Source organism: Pseudomonas sp. GW821-FHT02H06 (assembly GCF_059421525.1).
The window spans coordinates 1-22,184 of sequence record NZ_JBWKVD010000002.1; the positions used below are offsets into that span (position 1 = coordinate 1).

Below are 22,184 nucleotides of genomic sequence, written 5' to 3' on the forward strand. Positions count from 1 at the left end.
CATGGATGCCGCGAGAGCGCCGTCAGGACATGGATGTCCGTTCGGCGCGGGCCCACGGAGCGTCGTCGGAGTGAGGGTACTCCGACGGAGGAGGAGCCCAACCAGGAGCACAAGCCCTTGGTTACTTGGGGCTTTTCCAAGTAACTCGCCGAAGGCGAAACGGGAGGCCGTTAGGCCGACCCATCTGGTGATCAATCAAATAACTGATCACTCTGCGCAACCTCCAGCGCGGGCCATGGTCGTAATGGCAGCTATCTATAAGATCAAAGGCGTTCAAATGAGCTCTGATGCAGAAAATGTCGTACTCATCGTCGAAGACGAGCCGCTCATTCTGATGCTGCTGTCCGACTACCTGTCGGGCGAAGGCTATCGGGTGTTGCAGGCGGAGAACGGGGAGCAGGCATTCGAAATTCTTGCCACCAAACCCCACCTCGATTTGATGATCACCGATTACCGCCTGCCCGGCGGGGTGTCTGGCGTGATGATTGCCGAGCCCGCCGTCAAGCTGCGACCGGAACTCAAGGTGATCTTCATCAGCGGCTATCCGGCAGAGATCGTCGATTGCGGCAGCCCGATCACCAAAAAGGCCCCGATCCTGGCCAAGCCGTTCACCATGGAAACCCTGCATTCGCAGATCCAGACCCTGCTCAACTGATCCTGCCGCCCCTCGGATACAAACAACAAAGCCGGCAATCGCCGGCTTTTGTGTCTGCACCTGTCTCGCGTCAGCCCTCGATCATCTCCCGCACCTTGGCCGTCAGTTGGTCAAAGGCAAACGGCTTGGTGATCATCTGCATCCCTTCTTCAAGGAACCCCGAGCGGGCGCTGGCGTTTTCCGCGTAGCCGGTGATGAACAGCACTTTCAGGTCCGCGCGCAGCTGGCGGCCAATGTCGGCCAGCTGCCGGCCATTCATGCCCGGCAGGCCAACATCGCTGATCATCAGATCAATACGCTGGCCGGATTCCAGAATAGGAATCGCCCCGACCGCATCACCAGCCTCGACGTACGCATAACCCAACTCGCTCAACACCTGACTGACCAGCGCGCGCACCGCTGGATCATCTTCGACCAGCAGGATGGTTTCGCCCTCACGGGCCTGCGCCGTGTCGTTGGGGGGGGCGGGAGCATCTTGCTGCGACACCCCGTGATAACGCGGCAGGAACAGCTGAACCGTGGTGCCGTGGCCAACCTGGCTCTCGATCGCTACGTGTCCGTGGGACTGCTTGCTGAAGCCGTAGATCATCGACAACCCCAGGCCGGTGCCCTGGCCGATCGGCTTGGTGGTGAAAAAGGGATCGAATGCCCGGCTGATGACGTTCTCCGGCATGCCGCAGCCCGTGTCGCGCACGCTGAGCACCACGTAGTCGCCGGGCAGCAGGTTTTCGTAGGCGTTGGTGAAGTCGCGATCGAGGCGGCGGTTGAAGGTCTCGATCATCAGCATGCCGCCATCAGGCATGGCGTCGCGGGCGTTGAGCACCAGGTTGAGCAGGGCGCTTTCGAGCTGATTGGGGTCAGCCTCGGCGGTCCACAGTTCCGGGTCCAGGCACATGTCGAGGCGGATGCTTTCGTTGACGCTGCGGTTCAGCAGTTCGCCCATGGAATTGACCAGATCGTTCATCAAGACCGGCTTGGGGTCCAGGGACTGACGGCGCGAGAACGCCAGCAAGCGGTGGGTCAGGGCGGCGGCTCGATTGGCCGAGGTCACGCCCAGGTCGATCAGGCCATCGAGATCGTCGGTGCGACCCCGCGCCAGACGACGCCTCAGCAGTTCGAGGCTGCCGATGATGCCGGTGAGCATGTTGTTGAAGTCGTGGGCGATACCGCCGGTGAGCTGGCCCACCGCTTCCATCTTCTGCGACTGGCGGAGGACTTCTTCGTTGTGGCGCAGCTGGGAGGTGCGTTCCTCGACCTGCTGCTCCAGGGTTTCGTTGAGCTGTCGCAGCTGCTGTTCGGCCAGCTTGCGCTCGGTGATGTCGGAGGTCACGCCGGACAGCAGGCTGACGCGGCCATTGCGCGCACGGATCGCCCGGGCCCGGATGTCGATCCAGTGCACCGAGCCGTCCGGCCAGACGTTGCGAAACTCGATGATGAAATCGGCGCCGCTGTCCAGCGTGTGCTGCAACACGGATTGCATGCGCGGCTGGTCTTCGGGGTGCACCGAGCTCAGCCACTCGGGATAGGAGAGCGGATCGCGCTCATCCCGGCCAAAGTGCGCCTTGGTGATATCCGAGCAATCCAGATCGAGGAACTCGGTGTCCAGCTGCCACGACCCCAGCCGTCCGGCTTTCAGCGCATGTTGCAGGCGCTGCTCGCTTTCCAGCAGTTCTTCCAGTCGAGTCCGTGCTTCGTATTGTCGTCGACGCCCGCGCACGGCGGTGCTCACCAGACTGATGAGCGTGGCAGGGTGAAACGGCCGCTCCAGAAACGTGACGTTGCCGAGCATCTTGCCCAGGTGCGCCGAGGGGTTCTGTTTCGGGCCGCCGTGATGAGTCAGCAACACGATGGGGAAGTCAGACCAGGCCGGTTGGTTGGCCAGCAGGCTGAGCAGCGGGTTGATGTCCGCGCTGCGCAACGCTTCATCAGCGATGATCGCAAGTCCCGCGCCGGACATCAGTTCACTGCACAGCTGCGGCAGATCGTGGGTGATGATCGCCGGGTAGCCGGCTTCCTGCAGCATGGTCAGCGCGAGCTGACTGTCGCGTCCGAGGGGGGCGAGGATAATCGCCCGCTCCGATAACTGTCCCGGAGTGCTCACGCGTCGGTGTCCGGTAGTAGCGGATTGTTATCGCCGTTGTACTGAGGGATGCCACGCAATACGCCCTGAAAGGCTTCCAGCGGTTCGCCGATGGTCATGCCGGACCCACTGATGCGGTATTCACGAATGGTTGACTCATGGGTGCCTGTGCGTTTTTTGATGACGGAAATGGCCCGACGGACCTGACCCATTGCTTCGAAGTACCGCAGCAGAATTACCGAATCCGCGAGGTAGGTGATGTCCACCGGCGTCTGCATGTCGCCGACCAGACCGTGCTGGGCGACGGTCATGAACGTCGAGGCGCCATGACGGTTGAGGTAGAGCAACAATTCGTGCACGTGCAGGACCAGCGCGTTTTCTTCAGGCATCGCCGCCTGATAGCCGTTGAGGCTGTCGATCACCACGGTCTGGATGCCCAGGTCGTCGACACAGCGGCGAACGCGGTGAGCGAATTCACCCGGGGACAATTCTGCCGCATCGACCTGCTCGATGAGCAGATTGCCGGTCGCTTCAAGTGCACGGAGGTCAATGCCGAGTTTGCTCATGCGCGTGTACAGCAGGCCGAGCTCTTCATCGAAGATAAACAGCGCGGCCTTCTCGCCACGCTCTACCGCTGCAGCGGCGAACATCAGCGAAATCAGCGATTTACCGGTCCCGGCTGGCCCCAGAATCACCGTGCTCGAACCGCTGTCCAGCCCGCCGCCGAGCAGGGCGTCGATTTCCTTGATGCCGCTGCTCATCTGGCGGCTGACATACCCGGTGCGGTGCTCGGCCGCCACCAGACGCGGAAACACCTGGATCCCGTCGTCCATGATGTTGAAGTCGTGGTAGCCGCCGCGGTACTTCTGGCCGCGGTATTTCACCACCCGCAGGCGTCGACGCTCGGCGCCATAGGTCGGCGTCAGGCCTTCCAGGCGGATGACGCCGTGGGCAACGCTGTGCACGGTTTTATCCAGGGACTCGGTGGTGAGGTCGTCCAGCAGGACAACCGTGGTGTCGTAGCGCGCGAAGTAATGCTTGATCGCCAGGATCTGCCGGCGATAACGCAACGAACTCTGCGCCAGCAGGCGGATTTCCGAAAGACTGTCGATGATCACCCGCGAAGGTTTGACCTGCTCGACAATTTCGAAAATCTGCTTGGTCGCCTCGCCCAGTTCAAGGTCCGAGGAATACAGCAGACTCTGCTGATGGGCAGCGTCCAGCAAATTTTCAGGGGGCGTCAGTTCGAACACCGAGATGTTCTCGTCCAGATCCCAGCCGTGGGAGCGTGCGCCGTCGCGCAATTCGCGTTCGGTTTCAGACAGCGTGATATACAGACCACGTTCGCCCGCCGCCGAGCCAGCCAGCAGAAACTGCAGCGCGACGGTGGTTTTGCCGGTGCCGGGCTCTCCTTCGAGGAGAAACACGTGGCTGCGCGAAAGGCCACCCGTAAGGATGTCATCCAGGCCCACGATACCGGTTGCCGCTTTTGATGTAGTCAAGAATCGCCCTCTTGCGACCTGAGAAAGGGTCGGGCGCCGAAACGGGTTCGACTGCCCAGGCCGTCATGGTCGGGAAGTCCGATTCCATGCAGCCATCACTCTGGACCGTGCCGGGCTGAGACCGTTCAGTTTATTGCCGGCCGACCGATGGCATTCCCGTGGATTTCTGCGGGTTCGCTGTCCGGCAAATGGCGCAACCGTGGCCTGCGGGCGCACATAGTGACTTGCTATGATCCGGCGTCAAGCAATTACCCTCGTCTGGCCCCCTACAAGGATCCCAAGCCGTGTCTGACTACAGTGCGTTCAAGGTCGAACTGGCCGACCACATTGCCCACGTCCAGATCAATCGTCCGGAAAAAATCAACGCGATGAACGCAGCGTTCTGGCTGGAGATCATCGAGATTTTCCGCTGGGTCGAGGACACCGACGACGTCCGCGTGGTGGTGCTCAGCGGCGCAGGCAAGCACTTCTCTTCCGGTATCGACCTGACACTGCTCGCGTCGGTGGCCAGTGAACTGGGCAAGGACGTGGGCCGCAATGCGCGCCTGCTGCGGCGCAAGATCCTGCAGATGCAGGAATCGTTCAGCGTGGTCGACCGCTGCAGCAAACCGGTGCTCGCTGCCATTCAGGGCTATTGCATTGGCGGCGCCATCGACCTGATCAGCGCCTGTGACATGCGCTACGCGGCGGACGATGCGCTGTTCTCCATTCGCGAAATCGACATGGGCATGGCGGCGGATGTCGGCACTTTGCAGCGCCTGCCGCGACTGATCGGCGACGGCATGATGCGCGAGATGGCCTACACCGGTCGCAACGTTGGCGCCGAAGAAGCGCTGCGCATTGGCCTGGTCAATCGCACCTTCGCCGACCTGTCGCAGTTGCTCGAAGGCGTGTTCGCCATCGCCCGGGACATCGCCGGTAAATCACCCATCGCCATCAGCGGCAGCAAGCGCATGATCGGCTACATGCGCGATCACAGCGTGGATGACGGCCTCGAATACGTTGCCACCTGGAACGCTGCCATGTTGCAATCGGCCGACCTGAAGCTGGCGATGGTGGCTCACATGAGCAAACAGAAGCCGGTCTTCGACAATTGACTGACCTATTTGAATCCGTAGCCACCTGCCGTTTCTGAGCCTCTCTACCGGGCCGCAGACGGCCAGGCCGGTGAGCAGAGGAGTTGAGGCATGACGCGCCCGAAGCGTTGGACCACCGCCGTGCTAGATGTTCAGGCCCCCGGCGGTTGGGCTTTGGTTCAGAGTGACCAGGGCTTTTTGAAAGACAGCAACGGCGTGCTGTTCCCCCGCGAATGGTTGAAGCGGCAGGACCTGCCCTTGATGCATGAACACGGCATTGGCCATTTCGATGGCGAGCCGGTGTACGTGCAGACCCTTCGCGATGCTCAGGCGTTGGCGCTGGAGGGCACGCAGTGGCAGACCCTGCGCCAGTTCATGCTCGCCGATGACGCCGATGTGTTCCAGATGCTCGGCTACGCGGCGCAGATCAGCACCTGGGCCCGTGAACACCGTTTTTGTGGCAGTTGCGGCCAGCCGGCCCGGCAGGTGCCGGGGGAGCGGGCGATGTATTGCCCGCCCTGCGATCTGCGTGCCTATCCGCGGATCTCGCCGAGCATGATCGTGCTGATCACCCGCGGCGATGAGGTGCTGCTGGCGCGCTCGCCGCGTTTTGTGACCGGGGTCTACAGCACCCTGGCCGGGTTCGCCGAGCCGGGTGAGTCGGCCGAGGACTGTGTGCGGCGGGAGGTGATGGAGGAAGTGCAGGTCACGGTCAAGAACATCCAGTACAAGGGCAGCCAGTGCTGGCCGTTTCCGCACTCGATGATGCTGGGCTTTCACGCCGAATACGACAGCGGCGACATCGTGCCCCAGGCGGACGAAATCGAAGACGCACAGTGGTTCAGCATCCACGACCTGCCGCCATTGCCGGCCAGTCGCTCGATTGCGCGCTACCTGATCGACCTGTATCTGGCCCAGCGCTCAGGCTCAGTTGAACCAGTGCTGCCAGGCCAGGCGGACGGTTAACCCCAGCACCACGGTGATGAACACAGGGCGGATGAACCTGGCGCCGCCCTTGATCGCTGTTTTAGCGCCCATAAAGGCGCCGGCCATTACCGCCACGCCCATCGTCAACCCGATGACCCAGTCCACCGAGCCGTTGATGGCGAAGATCATCAGCGCGGCGGCGTTGCTGATGAAGTTCATGCTGCGGGCGACGCCGCTGGCTTTCACCAGATCGACCGGGTAGATCAGCAGCGTGCTGACAGTCCAGAACGCTCCGGTGCCGGGACCGGCCACGCCGTCGTAAAAGCCCAGCCCCAGGCCTTGGGGCAGTTGCCATTTGGTCCTGATCGGCGCGTTGCTGTCCAGCGGCGCCTTGGGCGTGCCGCCGAAAAGCAGGTACAGCCCGCAGCCGAACACGATCACCGGAAGCATCTGGTTCAGCAGTTCGGCGGGGAGATAATGCGCGACCACCGCACCGATCAGCGCGCCCACTGCGGTACCGATCAACGCGGGTTTCCACTGCGCCGGATGAAACAGCTTGCGGCGGTAAAAGGTGTAGCCGGCGGTGGCGGAGCCGAAGGTCGAGCTGAGCTTGTTGGTGCCCAGCACCAGGTGCGGCGGCAGACCGGCAGTGAGCAGGGCAGGCGTGGTCAACAGACCGCCGCCGCCGGCAATGGCATCGATGAAACCGGCGACAAAGGCAACGACAGCCAGCACCAGCAGGGTGGTGGGTTCAACGGTGAGTTCGAACGGCATGGGAAGGCGCTTATCGGGCAGATGGGCAGAAGGGCTGCCCGGAAGCGCAGCATTCTACCTGCAAGGCGTGGCAGCGGTGAATGGTTGATTGGGACTTGGGGCACACGGTGTAGGACCGGCTTCAGCCAGGAAGAGGCCGGCGTGAACACCCTCAATTTCGCGGTGTGGCGCCCGACGCCTTCCCGGCTAAAGCCAGTCCCACTCACAGCGTATGCGGTGTGTCAGGGCGTACGCGCTCTTTATTGTGGGACCGGCTTCAGCCGGGAAAAGGCCGGCGTGAACACCTTTAATTTCCGGTCTGACAATTGACTCAAATATCCGAAACATTCACCCAGCGCATCTCCTTCGCCGCAATGCGAATCGCTGTGGCCAGGCGCTCGACCTCCATGGCCTCGGCGAAGTCCGTCCCGTTCGAACCCTGCCCACCCAGCGCCTGAATCAGTTCAAAAACCTCCAGCGTCTTTAGCTCGTTGTAGCCCAACTGATGCCCCGGCGCCGGGCAAAAAGACGCATAGCCCGGTTGCGCAGGTCCCGCCAGAATCCGCTGGAAGCCGTCCCGCCCCGGGGCGCCGGCCTGGTACAGCCGCAGCTCGTTCAAGCGTTCCTGATCAAACGACAACGTGCCTTCGGTGCCACCGATCTCGAAGCTCAGGTGATTCTTGTACCCGTGCTTGAGCCAACTGCTGCCGAACGTACCCCGCGCGCCGTTGGCAAAGCGCAGCAGGGCGTAGGTCTGGTCATCGATGCTGATCGCCCGTTGCTCTTCGCTGCCGTGGGTGGCCGGGCGTTGTCGGTGCACCGTTTGCGAGTCCGCGCACACCGCCTCTACGTCGCCGAGCAGGTACCGCGCCATTGCCAGTAAATGGCTGCCGAGGTCGGCCAGGGCGCCGCCGGCATGGGCCTCTTCACAGCGCCAGGACCAGGGCGACCGCCCATCGCCCATGAAGTCCTCGCTGAATTCCCCCTGGAAACTGACGATCCGCCCCAGCTCGCCGCTTTCGATCATCTGCTTCGCCAGCCCGATGATCGGATTGTGCTGATAGTTGTAGCCCACCCTCGTCACGACGCCTGCTTTAAGCGCCGCCGCCTGCATCTCCCGCGCCTGTTCCAGACTCACCGCCAGCGGCTTCTCGCAGTACACCGCTTTGCCCGCTTCAAGAGCGGCCATCGCCATGGGGAAATGAAGTAGGTTCGGCGTGGTGATCGCCACCAGACTGACCGCCGGATCGCTGATCAACTGTTGCCAGTTGCCATGACTGCGTTGGAACCCCCAACTGCCTGCGCACTGCTCCGCGCGCGCAACATCCGCATCGGCCAGCGCGACGAGCTTGAGGTTGAAGGGAAGATCGAAGGTGGTGCGTGCGTTGTGGAACGCCAGGGCATGAGCCCGACCCATGAAGCCCGTGCCGATCAGGCCGACGCCCAGTTCTGGAAGAGAATTCCCGCGCATGACAGCGTGTCCTTTAAGACCTGTTGTTGTGCGGAAAATGTAGGCGGTTGGGGTTCCCGATGGAATCTTTATTCCATCAGGAACGCCTCAGGTTTACCTCAGCGGCTCAAGTGTGCTCAAGAGGCTCAGGACAGGAACCCTCCGTCCACATTCAACGCCACGCCGGTGGTGTAGCTCGAGGCATCGCTGGCCAGGTACAACACCGTCCCCGCCATTTCGCTCGGCGCCGCCACCCGCTTCAGGGGAATCTGCGCCAACGCGGTGTTGAGGATCTTCTCGTTGCTCACCAGCGCCGAGGCGAATTTTGTGTCGGTCAGGCCGGGCAGCAGGGCGTTGCAGCGGATGTCGAACTGCGCGCACTCCTTGGCGAACACCTTGGTCATGTTGATTACTGCCGCCTTGGTCACCGAATAGATGCCTTGATACACGCCCGGCGAGACGCCGTTGATCGACGCGACGTTGATGATGCTGCCGCCGCCGTGTTCGCGCATCAGCTTGCCGGCCTCCACGGACATGAAGAAATAGCCGCGGATGTTCACGTCGACGGTCTTCTGGAACGCGCCGAGGTCGGTGTCCAGCACGTTGCAGAACTGCGGGTTGGTCGCCGCGTTGTTCACCAGAATGTCCAGCCGACCGAACTGTTCGCGGATCTGCGCAAACACTGCTGTGATCTGTTCCATTTCACCGATGTGGCAGGCAATGGCCGTGGCCTGGCCGCCGTCGGCGATGATCGCGTCCGCCACTTGCTGGCAGCCGTCGATCCTGCGGCTCGAGACGATGACATGGGCGCCTTGCTGGGCCAGCAGCTTGGCAATCGCCTCGCCGATGCCACGGCTGGCGCCGGAGACGAAAGCGATCTTGCCATCGAGGTCGAACAGTTGAGTCTTGGACATTGTTGTTTTCCTTGTCGTGTCGCAATCAGAGGCTGGAACGCTCAATCACTTGCAGGGCCATGCGCTCGAGCAGCGCGTTCATGTGAATGAACTGAGCGAAGCGCTTGTCCCGGGTCTGGCCGTGGAAGAAGCGGTAGTAGATTTGCTGGACGATGCCGGCCAGACGGAACAGCCCGTAGGTGTAGTAAAAGTCGAAATTGTCGATGGCAATGCCCGAGCGCTCGGCGTAGTACGCCACGAACTGCTCGCGGGTGAGCATGCCGGGCGCATGGCTGGGCTGGCGCCGCATCAGTTGCACCGGCGCCGGGTCGTCCGCCTGAATCCAGTACGCCAGGCTGTTGCCCAGGTCCATCAGCGGATCCCCCAGGGTGGTCAGCTCCCAGTCGAGCACGCCGATGATCTGCATCGGGTTGTCGGGGTCGAGGATCACATTGTCGAAGCGGTAATCGTTGTGCACCAGACTTGAAACGGGATGGTCCGCGGGCTTTTTCTCGTCCAGCCAGCGCGCGACCTTTTCCCAGCTGGGCGCGTCGTCGGTGCGTGCCTTCTCGTAGCGCTCGGTCCAGCCGCGAATCTGCCGCTCAACGTAACCTTCGGGCTTGCCCAGATCGCCGAGCCCGCAGGCGGTGTAATCCACTTGATGCAGCTCGACCAGCCGATCAATGAAACTCTTGCACAGGGTTTCGGTTTGCGCGGCGTCGAGGTTCAGCTCGGCGGGCAATTCGGCGCGCAGGATGATGCCCTTGACCCGCTCCATTACGTAAAACTCGGCATCGATCACCGTCTCGTCGGTGCAGTGCACATAGGCCTTGGGGCAATAAGGAAAGGCATCGCGCAACTGGTTGAGAATGCGGAATTCGCGGCCCATGTCATGGGCGCTTTTCGCCTTGTGACCGAACGGCGGGCGGCGCAGAACGAATTCCTGCTCGGGGTACTTCAGCAGGTACGTCAGGTTCGACGCGCCACCGGGAAACTGGCTGATCTGCGCGCTGCCGCTCAGGCCGGGGATATGGGCTTTCAGGTAAGGGTCGATCAACCCGGCGTCGAGTTCTTCGCCGGATCGAACCTGGGTGGACTGGTCGGTGAGAGCCATGCGTATCCCTGCAGATTATTTTGGTGGGCCAGGATCATTGGCTAATCTAATGCGCCCCGGCACTGGCGAACAAGGGCTATTGGCGTGGGTGTTACGGGGCAATCAGCCGCCCTGATTCACGGACGGGGGCGTTGTCTTGCGCACAGTCCGGACGAAAAAAAACCGAAGCCGGGCGGCTTCGGTTCTTTCGAAAGGCAAGGCGTTCTCAGGAAGGGAACAGCTCGCTCAGTTTCATCGCCAGCATCATGTCGCCTTCAGCGCGCAGTTTACCGCCCATGAACGCCTGCATGCCGTCGGTCTCGCCGCTGACGATGCCTTCCAGGGTTTCGCCGTCCATCACCAGGGTGACCTGTGCGTCCGGGTTTTCGCCTTCCTGCAATTGGCAGGTGCTGTCCTTGACGATCAGGGAGAAGTTCTTGGTTTCGTCGATGCGGAAACCGAACACCAGGTCCAGGCCCGCAGCAGCGGCTGGGTTGAACTTGGCTTTCATGGCTTGGACGGCGTTTTCTACGGAGCTCATGGTGTGATCCTTTTATATGAGTGATGACGAGCACTTTGCGAGTGCGATTGGCCGGGCTCAGCGGAAGGTGATGAGCTCCGGCGCCTTCATCAGTTGCAGGTGCGCGTAACTGTTGAAGGAAGCCAGGGTCACCTCGCGCTCACGAAACTTCAGGAGGTTGAGCGAGGTGTTGACGATGTGCCAGTTGAGTTCGAAGGCCTGGGTGGCCGGAATTTGCGTGATCAGGTGGAGCAGGGCAGTGATGGTGCCGCCCGAGGTGAACACAGCAATGCGATCAGTCGGCCCGGCGCTGTCGAGAATGCCGCTCAGGCCCGCTTCAACCTGCTCGACGAAGGCCTGCCAGCTCTGCAGCGCGGCGGCGTCATGATCGCCCACCAGCCAGCGACGAATGATCGCGGCAAACAGGCGCTGGAACTCGGCGCGGTTGTTGGCGGCGTCACGCATGATCTCGAAGGCTTCGGGTTCTTCATCCAGCATCGCGGGGAGCAGCGCGCGGATCACGCCTTCGGCGTTGAATTCATTGAAGGCGATGTCGGTTTCGAGTTCGGGTGTAGCGAGGCCGGCGGCATTGAGCTGGGCGATCACGGTGTCGGCCGTGTGGCGCTGGCGGAACAGGGCGCCGCTGATGCAGCGATCGAAGGTTAGGCCCAGCTGCGCCAGGTGCGCGCCGAGGATTTCCGACTGACGAAAACCGGTGGGCGACAGGACGTCGTAATCGTCCGCACCAAACGAGGCCTGGCCATGTCGTATGAGATAGATGCTGCCCACGACCGCGTCACCCTGGCACGTTGAAAGTGCTGGGAGGTTATGAGGACGGCCCGCGGTCTGTCAATGAAAAAACATACGCTCGTTTGAATTGGCCGATCTGTCCCGTATTCACCCGTCTCGTCACTGGCCCGGCCACCGGCGCGCCGGTATGCTTGGCCCCACTCGCGATCCTCTGCCGAGGATCTGCTGTACCGGTAAGGAGTTTCTGTGGAGTTCATTTTCGATTACGCCAGTTTCCTGGCAAAGGCCGTCACCATCGTGATCGCGATCATTGTGGTGCTGGTGGTCATCGGTTCGATGCGCGGTCGCGGGCGTCGCAGCGCAGGAGGCCAGCTGCATGTCACCAAGCTCAATGATTTCTACAAAGGGCTGCGTGATCGCCTCGAAGGCTCGCTGCTGGACAAGGCCCGGCTCAAGGCGCTGCGCAAGGCTCAGGCCAAGGAGCTGAAGAAGGACAAGAAGTCCACCGAGGTCAAGTCTCGGGTCTACGTGCTGGACTTCGATGGCGACATCAAGGCCTCGGCCACCGAGAACATGCGCAACGAGATCACCGCGCTGCTGACCCTCGCCACGCCCAAGGATGAAGTGGTGCTGCGCCTCGAAAGCGGCGGCGGCATGGTCCACAGCTACGGCCTGGCGTCGTCGCAACTGGCGCGGATTCGTCAAGCGGGGATTCCGCTGACCATCTGCATCGACAAGGTCGCGGCCAGCGGCGGCTACATGATGGCGTGCATCGGCACCCGGATCATCAGTGCGCCGTTCGCGATTCTGGGGTCGATCGGCGTGGTGGCCCAGCTGCCCAACGTCAATCGCCTGCTGAAGAAGCACGACATCGATTTCGAAGTGCTGACTGCCGGCGAGTACAAGCGCACGCTGACGGTGTTTGGCGAAAACACCGAGAAGGGCCGTGAGAAGTTTCAGGAGGACCTGGACATCACCCACGAGCTGTTCAAGAACTTCGTCGCCAGCTACCGCCCGCAGTTGCAGATCGACGAAGTCGCCACCGGCGAAATCTGGCTGGGCATCGCGGCCAAGGACAAACTGTTGGTGGATGAGCTAAAGACCAGCGATGAATACCTGTCGGAGAAGGCCAAGACCGCCGAGGTGTTCCACCTGCACTACGCCGAGCGCAAAAGCCTGCAGCAGCGTGTAGGCATCGCCGCTAGCACGTCGGTTGACCGGTTGGTGACAGGGTGGTGGGGCAAGCTCACGCAGCAGCGATTCTGGTGATTTCGTAGGACCGGCTTTAGCCGGGAAGACGTCGGACGCCACACCGCAAGGTTGACGGCGTCTGCACCATGACCCAGCTGAATTAAAAAGCCCCGGTTTCTCACGAAACCGGGGCTTTTTGTTGGATATTGATCCGTCTCGGATCAACGCCGCCGGAACAGCGGCAGCGGCTCATCAGTGGCAGCCTGATACGTCACGGAAAAGTCCTTCAACCCTTCCAGCGCTTCGTACGGGTCTTTGTCGGCACGAATCGCGAACGCATCGAACCCGCAGCGGTGCAGGTAAAACAACTGATCGCGCAACACATCGCCAATCGCCCGCAGCTCGCCCTTGTAACCGTAGCGATCACGCAACAGGCGGGCGTTGGAGTAGCTGCGGCCGTCGGTGAAGGCCGGGAAGTTCAGGGCGATGACCTGGAACTGATCCGCGTCGTCACCGATTTCCTCGGCTTCCTCGTCGCTGTCCAGCCAGACACCCAGACCGCCGTCGCGGGCCTTCAACGCATGGGCATGCTCGCGCCACAGGTTCAGCGGCACGATCAGGTCGTCGCAGTTGGACAGGCTGTCGAACGTCGTGTCCTTGGGCAGCAGGTGCCAGGTCTCGTCGATGACCGCGTTGTTCTTAATGATTCGCTGCATAGACGCGCTCCTTGAAAGGGTCGATGCCAATACGCTGGTAGGTGTCGATGAAGCGCTCGTCTTCGTTGCGTTTCTCAACGTAGACGTCGATCAGCTTCTCGATCACATCCGGCATGACGTCCTGTGCGAACGACGGGCCAAGGATCTTGCCCAGGCTGGCGTCACGGCTGGCGCTGCCACCCAGGGACACCTGGTAGAACTCTTCGCCTTTCTTGTCCACGCCCAGGATGCCGATGTGGCCAACATGGTGGTGGCCACAGGCGTTCATGCAGCCGGAGATGTTCAGGTCCAGCTCGCCGATGTCGAACAGGTAATCAAGGTCGTCGAAACGGCGCTGGATCGACTCGGCAATCGGGATCGACTTGGCGTTGGCCAGGGAGCAGAAGTCGCCACCCGGGCAGCAGATGATGTCCGTCAGCAGACCAATGTTTGGCGTCGCGAAGCCTTGCTCGCGCAGTTCGCCCCACATCGTGAACAGTTGGCTCTGCTCGACGTCGGCCAGGATGATGTTCTGCTCGTGGGACGTGCGCAGTTGACCGAAGCTGTAGGTGTCGGCGAGGTCGGCGATGCCGTCCAGTTGCTTGTCGGTGAGATCGCCCGGCGCAACGCCGGTGGGTTTCAACGACAGCGTCACCGCTGCGTAGCCCGGCTTTTTATGGGCCAGGACGTTGCGCGAGCGCCAGCGGGCGAAACCGGGGTGCTGTTGATCCAGCTGAGCCAGTTCGGCGCTGTAATCGGTCAGCGCCTTGTAGTCCGGGTCGACGAAGTGCTTGGCGACGCGATGCACTTCGGCCTCGGTCAGGGTGGTCTGGCCGCCGCGCAGGTGGGCCATCTCGGCCTCGACCTTCTCGGCAAACACTTCAGGCGTCAGCGCCTTGACCAGAATCTTGATGCGCGCCTTGTACTTGTTGTCACGACGGCCGTAGCGGTTGTACACACGCAGGATGGCGTCGAGGTAGCTCAACAGGTCCTGCCACGGCAGAAACTCGTTGATGAACGCACCCACCACCGGCGTACGGCCGAGGCCGCCGCCGACCAGCACGCGGAAGCCCAGCTCGCCGGCAGCATTCTTGACCGGCTCCAGGCCGATGTCGTGCACTTCGATGGCGGCGCGGTCGGACGTCGAGCCGTTGATCGCAATCTTGAACTTGCGCGGCAGGTAGGCGAATTCCGGGTGGAAGGTGGTCCACTGACGGACGATTTCACACCAGGGGCGCGGGTCTACCAGTTCGTCGGCGGCGACGCCGGCGAACTGGTCCGTGGTGACGTTGCGCAGGCAGTTGCCGCTGGTCTGGATCGCGTGCATCTGCACGGTGGCCAGCTCGGCGAGAATGTCGGGGATGTCTTCGAGTGCCGGCCAGTTGAACTGCACGTTCTGGCGGGTACTGATGTGCGCGTAGCCCTTGTCGTAATCGCGGGCGATTTTCGCCAGCATGCGAGCCTGGCGTGAAGTCAGCTGGCCGTAAGGCACAGCGACGCGCAGCATCGGGGCGAAGCGTTGGATGTAGAGGCCGTTTTGCAGGCGAAGCGGGCGGAACTCTTCTTCGCTGAGCTCGCCGGCCAGATAGCGGCGGGTCTGGTCGCGGAACTGCTTGACGCGGTCCTCGACGATCCGCTGATCGTACTCGTCGTATACGTACATGGTGGTCCTGTTCTCAGGCGGTTCACTGCTGCTGGGCCAGCCCGAAAGGCGATGCGTTGTCGTCTGCTTTCGGGCTACCGAACAAATCTGCGCGCACGGCCGCGCACTCCTTGCGGAGCCGGGGGAGGTTACCAGTTTGCAGATATGCGCAAAAGTGATGTTTGAGTATATGCACAGAACCAAAAGTGCTAAGCAGCACGTCGGACCGGCATAACCTCACTTGTGATAAGGGCATGGCTCGACTTTACTCTGGCAATGGCCAACGACGCTCGTCGCTGGTCCGCGAGTTTTGCGATCACCCATAAAACAGACAAAAGGCGATGCAATGCGAAATCACCCGAAAGTTGCCAAATCCGAGAGCCATGTGGATGCATGGGCCATTCTGTTCATCATTGTGCTGGTGGTGGGGGCGGCGGTGTTCTGGGTGACGCACCAGTAGCCAGGACCTCCAGCCAGTGGGAGCGAGCTTGCTCGCGATGGGGCCTGGCAAATCCGCTGAATATTTCAGCGTCTGGAGTGCCGGATTCGCGGGCAAGCTCGCTCCCACAGGTTCTGTAATGCCTGAACGATCAAGTCGGCCAATAACACATCTGCCGCGCTTACTCGTCATACCCCAGGTTCGGCGCCAGCCAGCGTTCGGTCACGCTCAGATCCTGCTGCTTGCGCGCCGTGTAGCTTTCCACCTGATCCTTGTCCACTTTCCCCACGGCAAAGTACTGGGCCTGCGGGTGGGCGAAGTACCAGCCGCTGACCGCCGCCGCCGGGAACATCGCGTAGTGCTCGGTGAGGAACACGCCGCTGACCCCGGGTTTGCCGTCGCCCTGGGCCGGGTCGAGGAGGTCGAACAGCACGCCTTTCTCGGTATGGTCCGGGCAGGCCGGATAGCCGGGGGCAGGGCGGATGCCGGTGTATTGCTCCTTGATCAGTTCGTCGTTGCCCAACTGCTCGTCGTGGGCATAGCCCCAATATTCCTTGCGCACCTGCTGGTGCAGCCATTCTGCGCAGGCCTCGGCCAGCCGGTCCGCCAGCGCCTTGACCATGATCGCGTTGTAGTCGTCGCCCTTGTCCTGATACGCCTTCGACACCTCTTCCGCGCCAATGCCGGCGGTGGTGATGAAGCCGCCGACATAATCGGTCACGCCGCTGCCCTGGGGCGCGACGAAGTCGGCCAGGGAGAAGTTCGGCTTGCCGTCGGTCTTGATGATCTGCTGGCGCAGGTGATGCAGCTTGGCGAGTGGCGCGCCGTTATCGTCGAGCAATTGAATGTCGTCGTGGTCAACCTGATTGGCTGGCCAGAAGCCGAACACGGCGCGGCTGCGGATCAACTTCTCGTCGATCAGTTTGCGCAGCAGCTCCTGGGCGTCCTTGAACAGCGAGGTGGCTGCTTCGCCCACCACTTCGTCGGTCAGAATGCGCGGGTACTTGCCGGCCAGGTCCCAGGAAATAAAGAACGGCGTCCAGTCGATGTAATCCACCAGCACGTTGAGGTCGATGTCTTCCAGCACCTTGACCCCGGTGAACGTCGGCTTCACCGGCTGGTAGCTGGCCCAGTCGAACTGCGGCTTCTTGGCGATGGCCGCGCCGTAGCTCAGGCGCTCGGTGCGGGCGCTGCGGGCGGACGTGCGCTCGCGCACTTCAACGTATTCGGCGCGGGTCTTCTCGATGAAACCGGCTTTCAGCTCCTTGGACAGCAGCTGCGTCGCCACGCCCACGGCGCGTGAAGCGTCGGTGACGTAGATCACCGCGTCGTTGCTGTACTTGGGCTCGATCTTCACCGCCGTGTGGGCTTTGGAGGTGGTCGCACCGCCGATCATCAATGGCAGGTGGAAGTCCTGACGCTGCATCTCGCGGGCGACGTGAACCATTTCGTCCAGGGAAGGCGTGATCAAGCCGGACAGCCCGATGATGTCGCACTTCTGCTCACGGGCCACCTGCAGGATTTTTTCGGCCGGCACCATCACGCCGAGGTCGACGATGTCGTAACCGTTGCAGCCCAGCACCACGCCGACGATGTTCTTGCCGATGTCATGGACGTCGCCCTTGACCGTCGCCATGAGGATCTTGCCCTTGGCTTCGGGCTTGTCGCCTTTCTCCTCTTCAATGAAAGGAATCAGGTGCGCCACGGCCTGCTTCATCACGCGGGCGGATTTAACCACTTGGGGCAGGAACATCTTGCCCGATCCGAACAGGTCGCCGACCACGTTCATGCCAGCCATCAGCGGGCCCTCGATGACCTCGATGGGGCGCTTGAACGATTGCCGCGACAGCTCGGTGTCTTCAACGATGTGCGTGGTGATGCCCTTGACCAGCGCGTGCTTGAGGCGCTCGTTGACCTCCCAGCCGCGCCACTCTTCGGTTTCCGCTTCCTTGACCGAGCCGTCGCCTTTGTACTGGTCGGCGAGGGCCAGCAGGGCGTCGGTGCCTTCCGGGGTGCGGTTGAGCACCACATCTTCCACCGCGTCGCGCAGCTGGGCCGGGATCTGGTCGTAGATCTCCAGCTGGCCGGCGTTGACGATGCCCATGGTCAGGCCGTTGCGGATCGCGTGCAGCAGGAACACCGAGTGAATCGCTTCGCGCACGGGGTTGTTGCCGCGGAACGAGAACGACACGTTGGACACGCCGCCCGATGTCAACGCGTACGGCAGCTCGTCGCGGATGTACGCGCAGGCGTTGATAAAGTCGACGGCGTAGTTGTTGTGCTCCTCGATGCCGGTGGCGATGGCGAAGATGTTCGGGTCGAAGATAATGTCTTCCGGCGGGAAGCCGACTTCGTTGACCAGAATGTCGTAGGAGCGCTTGCAGATTTCCTTCTTGCGCGCCTCGGTATCGGCCTGGCCAGCTTCGTCGAAGGCCATCACCACCACCGCCGCGCCGTAGCGCTTGCACAGCTTGGCGTGATGAATGAACTGCTCGACGCCTTCTTTCATGCTGATCGAGTTGACGATGCCCTTGCCCTGGATGCACTTGAGGCCGGCTTCGATGACTTCCCATTTCGACGAGTCGATCATGATCGGCACGCGGGAAATATCAGGCTCGCCGGCAATCAGGTTGAGGAAGGTCACCATGGCCTTCTTCGAGTCCAGCATGCCCTCGTCCATGTTGATGTCGATCACCTGGGCGCCGGCTTCGACCTGCTGCAGGGCGACTTCCAGGGCTTCGGTGTAGTTGTCTTCGCGGATCAGGCGAGCGAAGCGGGCAGAACCGGTGATGTTGGTGCGCTCGCCGACGTTGACGAACAGCGAACTGCGATCAATGGTGAACGGCTCCAGACCCGAGAGGCGACAGGCCTTCGCGATGTCCGGAATCGGCCGCGGCGCGTACGGGGCGACGGCGTTGGCGATGGCCTTGATGTGCGCCGGGGTGGTGCCGCAGCAACCGCCGACGATGTTCAGGAAGCCGCTCTGGGCGAACTCCTCCACGACTTTGGCCATCTCTGCCGGGGCTTCGTCGTATTCACCGAATTCGTTAGGCAGGCCGGCGTTCGGGTGCGCCGACACGTGGGTTTCGGCTTTATTGGACAGCTCTTCCAGATACGGGCGCAGCTCGCTGGCGCCCAACGCACAGTTGAGGCCCACGGAGATCGGCTTGGCGTGGCGTACCGAGTTCCAGAACGCTTCGGTGGTCTGGCCGGAGAGGGTTCGGCCCGAGGCGTCGGTGATGGTCCCGGAAATCATGATCGGCAGCTCGAACCCCAGCTCGTCGAACACGCCCTGAACGGCAAAGATCGCTGCCTTGGCGTTCAACGTGTCAAAGATGGTTTCGATGAGGATCATGTCTGCACCGCCTTCGATCAGGCCTTTTGTGGCCTCGGTGTAGTTCTCCACCAGTTCGTCGAAGGTCACGTTGCGGTAGCCGGGGTTGTTGACGTCCGGCGACAGCGAGCAGGTGCGGCTGGTCGGGCCGAGCACGCCGGCGACGAAACGCGGCTTGTCGGGGGTTTCCAGGGTCTTGGCGTCGGCGACCTGGCGGGCCAGGCGCGCGCCTTCCACGTTCAGTTCATAGACCAGCGCTTCCATGCCGTAGTCGGCCTGGGACACCTGGGTGGCGTTGAAGGTGTTGGTTTCGAGAATGTCGGCGCCGGCGTCGAGGTATTCCTTCTCGATCGCTCCAATCACGTCGGGCCGGGTCAGGATCAACAGGTCGTTATTGCCCTTGACGTCGCTCGGCCAGTCGGCGAAACGCTTGCCGCGGTAGTCTTCTTCCTCCAGCCGATAGCTCTGGATCATCGTGCCCATGCCGCCATCGAGGATCAGGATTCGCTGTTGAAGAGCCTGCTGGAGTGCTTGAAGACGCGCGCTGCGATCTGACATGAGGTTACCCGGATGAAGAAGTACGAAATAAGGTGGCGCTGAAAAGAGCGAAATAATAGCAAACCTGCGCGGATTTAAATCATTCCGGGATTTACATGAATTCTGTTCATGTTGCAGGCCATTAGCCACAGGTAGAATTCGGCCGAATCATTTTCAGGACGCCCGTTCCATGTTGCATCGCGTGCTCGCCAGTTCCCTGGCCTTGTTGTTTTGCGGTGCAGCGTTCGCGCAGTCACCCCTTCAGTCTCCGGCTATTTCCTACAGCCGTGATATCCAGCCGATCTTCACCGAGAAGTGCGTTGCCTGCCATGCGTGCAATGACGCTGCCTGCCAGCTGAACCTGGGCAGCGGCGAAGGTGTGCTGCGCGGTGCATCGAAGGTGCCGGTTTACGAAGGCGACCGCAGCAAGGCGGTCGCACCCACCCGGATTTTCGTCGACGCGCAGGGCCCTGACGCCTGGCGCAAAAAAGGCTTTTATTCAGTGCTGGACGGGCAGAGCAATCAGGCGGCGCTGATGGCAAAGATGCTCGAGTTCGGGCACGGCGCGCCGTTGGTGCCCAACGCGCGGCTGCCGGACGACATCGTGCTGGGCTTGAATCGCCAGAACATGTGCCCGTTGCCCAACGAGTTCGCCGCCTATGCCAAGGCGCGTCCGGGGCAGGGCATGCCCCTGGCGGTGACCGGCCTCACCGACGCTCAATACAGCACGCTGCAACGCTGGCTGGCAGCCGGGGCGCCGGTGGAACAGACGCCGCTGCAACCGAGTGCGCGGGAAACGGTGCAGATCAACGAATGGGAAAGCCTGCTCAATCGTCCCGGATCGAGCGAAGCGCTGGTCGGCCGCTGGCTGTACGAACATCTGTTTCTCGCCCACGTGTATTTCAGCGACGGCGAGCCGGGGCATTTCTTCCAGTGGGTGCGCTCGCGCACGCCAAGCGGCCAACCCGTCGACCTGATCGCCACGCGCCGCCCCGACGATGATCCTGGCACCACCTTCTATTACCGCCTGATGCCGGTGCAGGGCGTTATCGTCCACAAGACCCACATCACCTACCCGATGGGCCCGCAGAAGCTGGCCCGGGTCAAGCAACTGTTCTACAGCGGGACCTGGCATGCCACCGAGCTGCCCGGCTATGGTCCGCAGCATCGGGCCAACCCGTTTGAAACGTTCCAGCAGATCCCCGCCGTCGCGCGTTACCAGTTCATGCTGGATAACGCCGAATACTTCGTGCGCACCTTCATTCGCGGCCCGGTGTGTCGGGGCGAGATCGCTACGGACGTGATTCGCGATCATTTCTGGGCGTTGTTCCAGGAGCCCGGCCACGACCGTTACATCACCGATGCGGCCTATCGGGCCAAGGCCACGCCGTTGCTGGCGATGCCGGGGCAGGACGATGACATCGGCAGTGTTCTGACCCTGTGGCACGACTACCGCGACAAGCGCAATCAATACGAAGACCTGCGCAGCGATGCCTACGCGCACATGCCGCCGCCGGGATGGGCGACCCTGTGGGCGGGGAACGACAATGGGCTGCTGACCATCTTCCGCCACTTCGACAGCGCCTCGGTAAACAAAGGCCTGATCGGCGCGCTTCCCAACAGCGTCTGGCTGTTCGACTACCCCTTGCTGGAGCGCACCTATTACCAGCTGGCGGTGAATTTCGACGTCTACGGCAACGTTTCCCATCAGGTGCAGACGCGTCTGTATTTCGACCTGATCCGCAACGGCGCCGAGGTCAATTTCCTGCGCCTGATGCCGGCGGACAAGCGTGACGACATCCTCGGTGACTGGTACCAGAACGGCGGCAAAGTGAAGATGTGGCTGGATTATCAGGCCATCGACGATCACACCCCGACCGGCCTGAAGCTCGATGAGCACAACCCCAAGCGTGACTTCGAGCGCAAGTTGATCGAGCGTGCGGGCACCTTGAACGTGACGCCGGACCCGATCAATCGCTGCGACGGCGCCTATTGTTCGCGTGAGGGACTGGACCCGGTGTTCAGCGGAGTGGAGCAGGCACTGAGCCGGCTAACCTCGCGCCCTGCGGCGGGGCTGAAGGTCATTCACCAGTTGCCGGAGGCGACGATGCTGCGAATCCAGGACGGCAGCGGCAAACGCATCATTTACAGCATGCTGCGCAACCGCGCCCACAGTAACGTCGCCTTTCTGATGGGTGAGGATTACCGCTACCAGCCGGGCCTGGACACGCTGACGATCTACCCGGGAGTGCTGAGCAGCTACCCGAATTTCATGTTCAATATCCCGGCCAGTGAAGTCGGCGCGTTTGTTGACGCGATGGAGCAGGCCCATGATCACAAGCAGGCGTTTGACGCCATCGTCCAGCGCTGGGGCGTGCGCCGCAGCCATCCATTATTCTGGACCTACTTCCACGACCTGGACCGCTACCTTCAGGAAACCGAACCCCGCGAGGCAGGGGTGCTGGACATGAACCGGTACGAGAATCTGTGAGTCGCAGGGGCGCCGTTATTTAAGGAATCTTCACATTTGGCGGCGGCCCCGCTGAGGCCGCTTCAAAGGGGAAACCCTTATTGGACATGGCGTGCAGCCATTATGCAGCCCGTCAGTGGCGCCGAACCTTTTTGCAATTTTCGAAGTCGGACCCTG

Annotated in this window: 16 protein-coding genes; 5 read left to right on the plus strand and 11 right to left on the minus strand. The window is 61.8% G+C overall.

What is annotated here, in order from left to right; translation table 11 throughout:
• Positions 1–277: 277 nt before the first annotated feature.
• On the plus strand, positions 278–655 hold the full coding sequence (locus AC07VF_RS03110) for a response regulator (RefSeq protein WP_074885442.1): 378 nt from the start codon (positions 278–280) through the stop codon (positions 653–655).
• Between the two features lie 70 nt (positions 656–725).
• On the opposite strand, the gene AC07VF_RS03115 is transcribed toward AC07VF_RS03110, so the two are convergent.
• Positions 726–2,756 (minus strand): response regulator, encoded by a 2,031-nt coding sequence (locus AC07VF_RS03115; RefSeq protein ID WP_495008037.1) that lies wholly within the window; start codon positions 2,754–2,756, stop codon positions 726–728.
• Positions 2,753–4,237 (minus strand): ATPase domain-containing protein, encoded by a 1,485-nt coding sequence (locus tag AC07VF_RS03120; RefSeq protein WP_192172089.1) that lies wholly within the window; start codon positions 4,235–4,237, stop codon positions 2,753–2,755. Before AC07VF_RS03120 ends, AC07VF_RS03115 begins: the two co-directional genes overlap by 4 nt.
• Before the next feature lie 284 nt (positions 4,238–4,521).
• Between AC07VF_RS03120 and AC07VF_RS03125 the strand changes: the two genes are divergently transcribed.
• Together AC07VF_RS03125 and nudC are read left to right on the plus strand one after the other, a co-directional pair.
• A complete protein-coding gene (locus AC07VF_RS03125; protein WP_282373334.1) occupies positions 4,522–5,334 on the plus strand; it encodes a crotonase/enoyl-CoA hydratase family protein in 813 nt (270 codons plus the stop codon).
• Positions 5,335–5,424: 90 nt separating this feature from the next.
• Positions 5,425–6,279, plus strand: a complete 855-nt coding sequence (gene nudC / locus AC07VF_RS03130; protein WP_423574758.1) for an NAD(+) diphosphatase — start codon at positions 5,425–5,427, stop codon at positions 6,277–6,279.
• On the opposite strand, the gene AC07VF_RS03135 is transcribed toward nudC, so the two are convergent.
• The 6 genes from AC07VF_RS03135 to AC07VF_RS03160 form a co-directional block, all read right to left on the minus strand.
• Complete coding sequence (locus AC07VF_RS03135; protein WP_495008038.1) at positions 6,241–7,014, minus strand: TSUP family transporter; 774 nt, start codon at positions 7,012–7,014, stop codon at positions 6,241–6,243. The two genes, nudC and AC07VF_RS03135, sit on opposite strands and share 39 nt — an antisense overlap.
• 310 nt (positions 7,015–7,324) lie before the next feature.
• Positions 7,325–8,464 (minus strand): Gfo/Idh/MocA family protein, encoded by a 1,140-nt coding sequence (locus tag AC07VF_RS03140; RefSeq protein WP_495008039.1) that lies wholly within the window; start codon positions 8,462–8,464, stop codon positions 7,325–7,327.
• Between the two features lie 125 nt (positions 8,465–8,589).
• Positions 8,590–9,357, minus strand: a complete 768-nt coding sequence (locus tag AC07VF_RS03145; RefSeq protein ID WP_495008040.1) for an SDR family oxidoreductase — start codon at positions 9,355–9,357, stop codon at positions 8,590–8,592.
• A 25-nt stretch (positions 9,358–9,382) separates the two neighbouring features.
• Complete coding sequence (locus tag AC07VF_RS03150) at positions 9,383–10,450, minus strand: phosphotransferase family protein (RefSeq protein ID WP_495008041.1); 1,068 nt, start codon at positions 10,448–10,450, stop codon at positions 9,383–9,385.
• Between the two features lie 205 nt (positions 10,451–10,655).
• A complete protein-coding gene (locus AC07VF_RS03155; RefSeq protein WP_495008042.1) occupies positions 10,656–10,970 on the minus strand; it encodes an SCP2 sterol-binding domain-containing protein in 315 nt (104 codons plus the stop codon).
• Between the two features lie 57 nt (positions 10,971–11,027).
• On the minus strand, positions 11,028–11,738 hold the full coding sequence (locus tag AC07VF_RS03160) for a histidine phosphatase family protein (protein WP_495008043.1): 711 nt from the start codon (positions 11,736–11,738) through the stop codon (positions 11,028–11,030).
• A gap of 207 nt (positions 11,739–11,945) precedes the next feature.
• Between AC07VF_RS03160 and sohB the strand changes: the two genes are divergently transcribed.
• On the plus strand, positions 11,946–12,968 hold the full coding sequence (gene sohB, locus AC07VF_RS03165; protein WP_495008044.1) for a protease SohB: 1,023 nt from the start codon (positions 11,946–11,948) through the stop codon (positions 12,966–12,968).
• A gap of 143 nt (positions 12,969–13,111) precedes the next feature.
• On the opposite strand, the gene AC07VF_RS03170 is transcribed toward sohB, so the two are convergent.
• The 3 genes from AC07VF_RS03170 to metH all read right to left on the minus strand — a co-directional run bounded on the left by AC07VF_RS03170 (position 13,112) and on the right by metH (position 19,558).
• Positions 13,112–13,606 carry a DUF934 domain-containing protein gene (locus AC07VF_RS03170; protein ID WP_133771327.1) on the minus strand — a complete coding sequence of 165 codons (495 nt, stop codon included), beginning with the start codon at positions 13,604–13,606 and terminating at the stop codon, positions 13,112–13,114.
• Positions 13,590–15,248: a nitrite/sulfite reductase gene (locus AC07VF_RS03175; protein ID WP_282372309.1), complete on the minus strand. Its 1,659-nt coding sequence runs from the start codon at positions 15,246–15,248 to the stop codon at positions 13,590–13,592. Before AC07VF_RS03175 ends, AC07VF_RS03170 begins: the two co-directional genes overlap by 17 nt.
• 599 nt (positions 15,249–15,847) lie before the next feature.
• Positions 15,848–19,558: a methionine synthase gene (metH, locus tag AC07VF_RS03180; RefSeq protein ID WP_495008045.1), complete on the minus strand. Its 3,711-nt coding sequence runs from the start codon at positions 19,556–19,558 to the stop codon at positions 15,848–15,850.
• A 169-nt stretch (positions 19,559–19,727) separates the two neighbouring features.
• Between metH and AC07VF_RS03185 the strand changes: the two genes are divergently transcribed.
• Entirely contained in the window at positions 19,728–22,028 is a 2,301-nt protein-coding gene (locus tag AC07VF_RS03185) for a fatty acid cis/trans isomerase (protein ID WP_495008046.1), read from the plus strand.
• Positions 22,029–22,184: the final 156 nt, after the last annotated feature.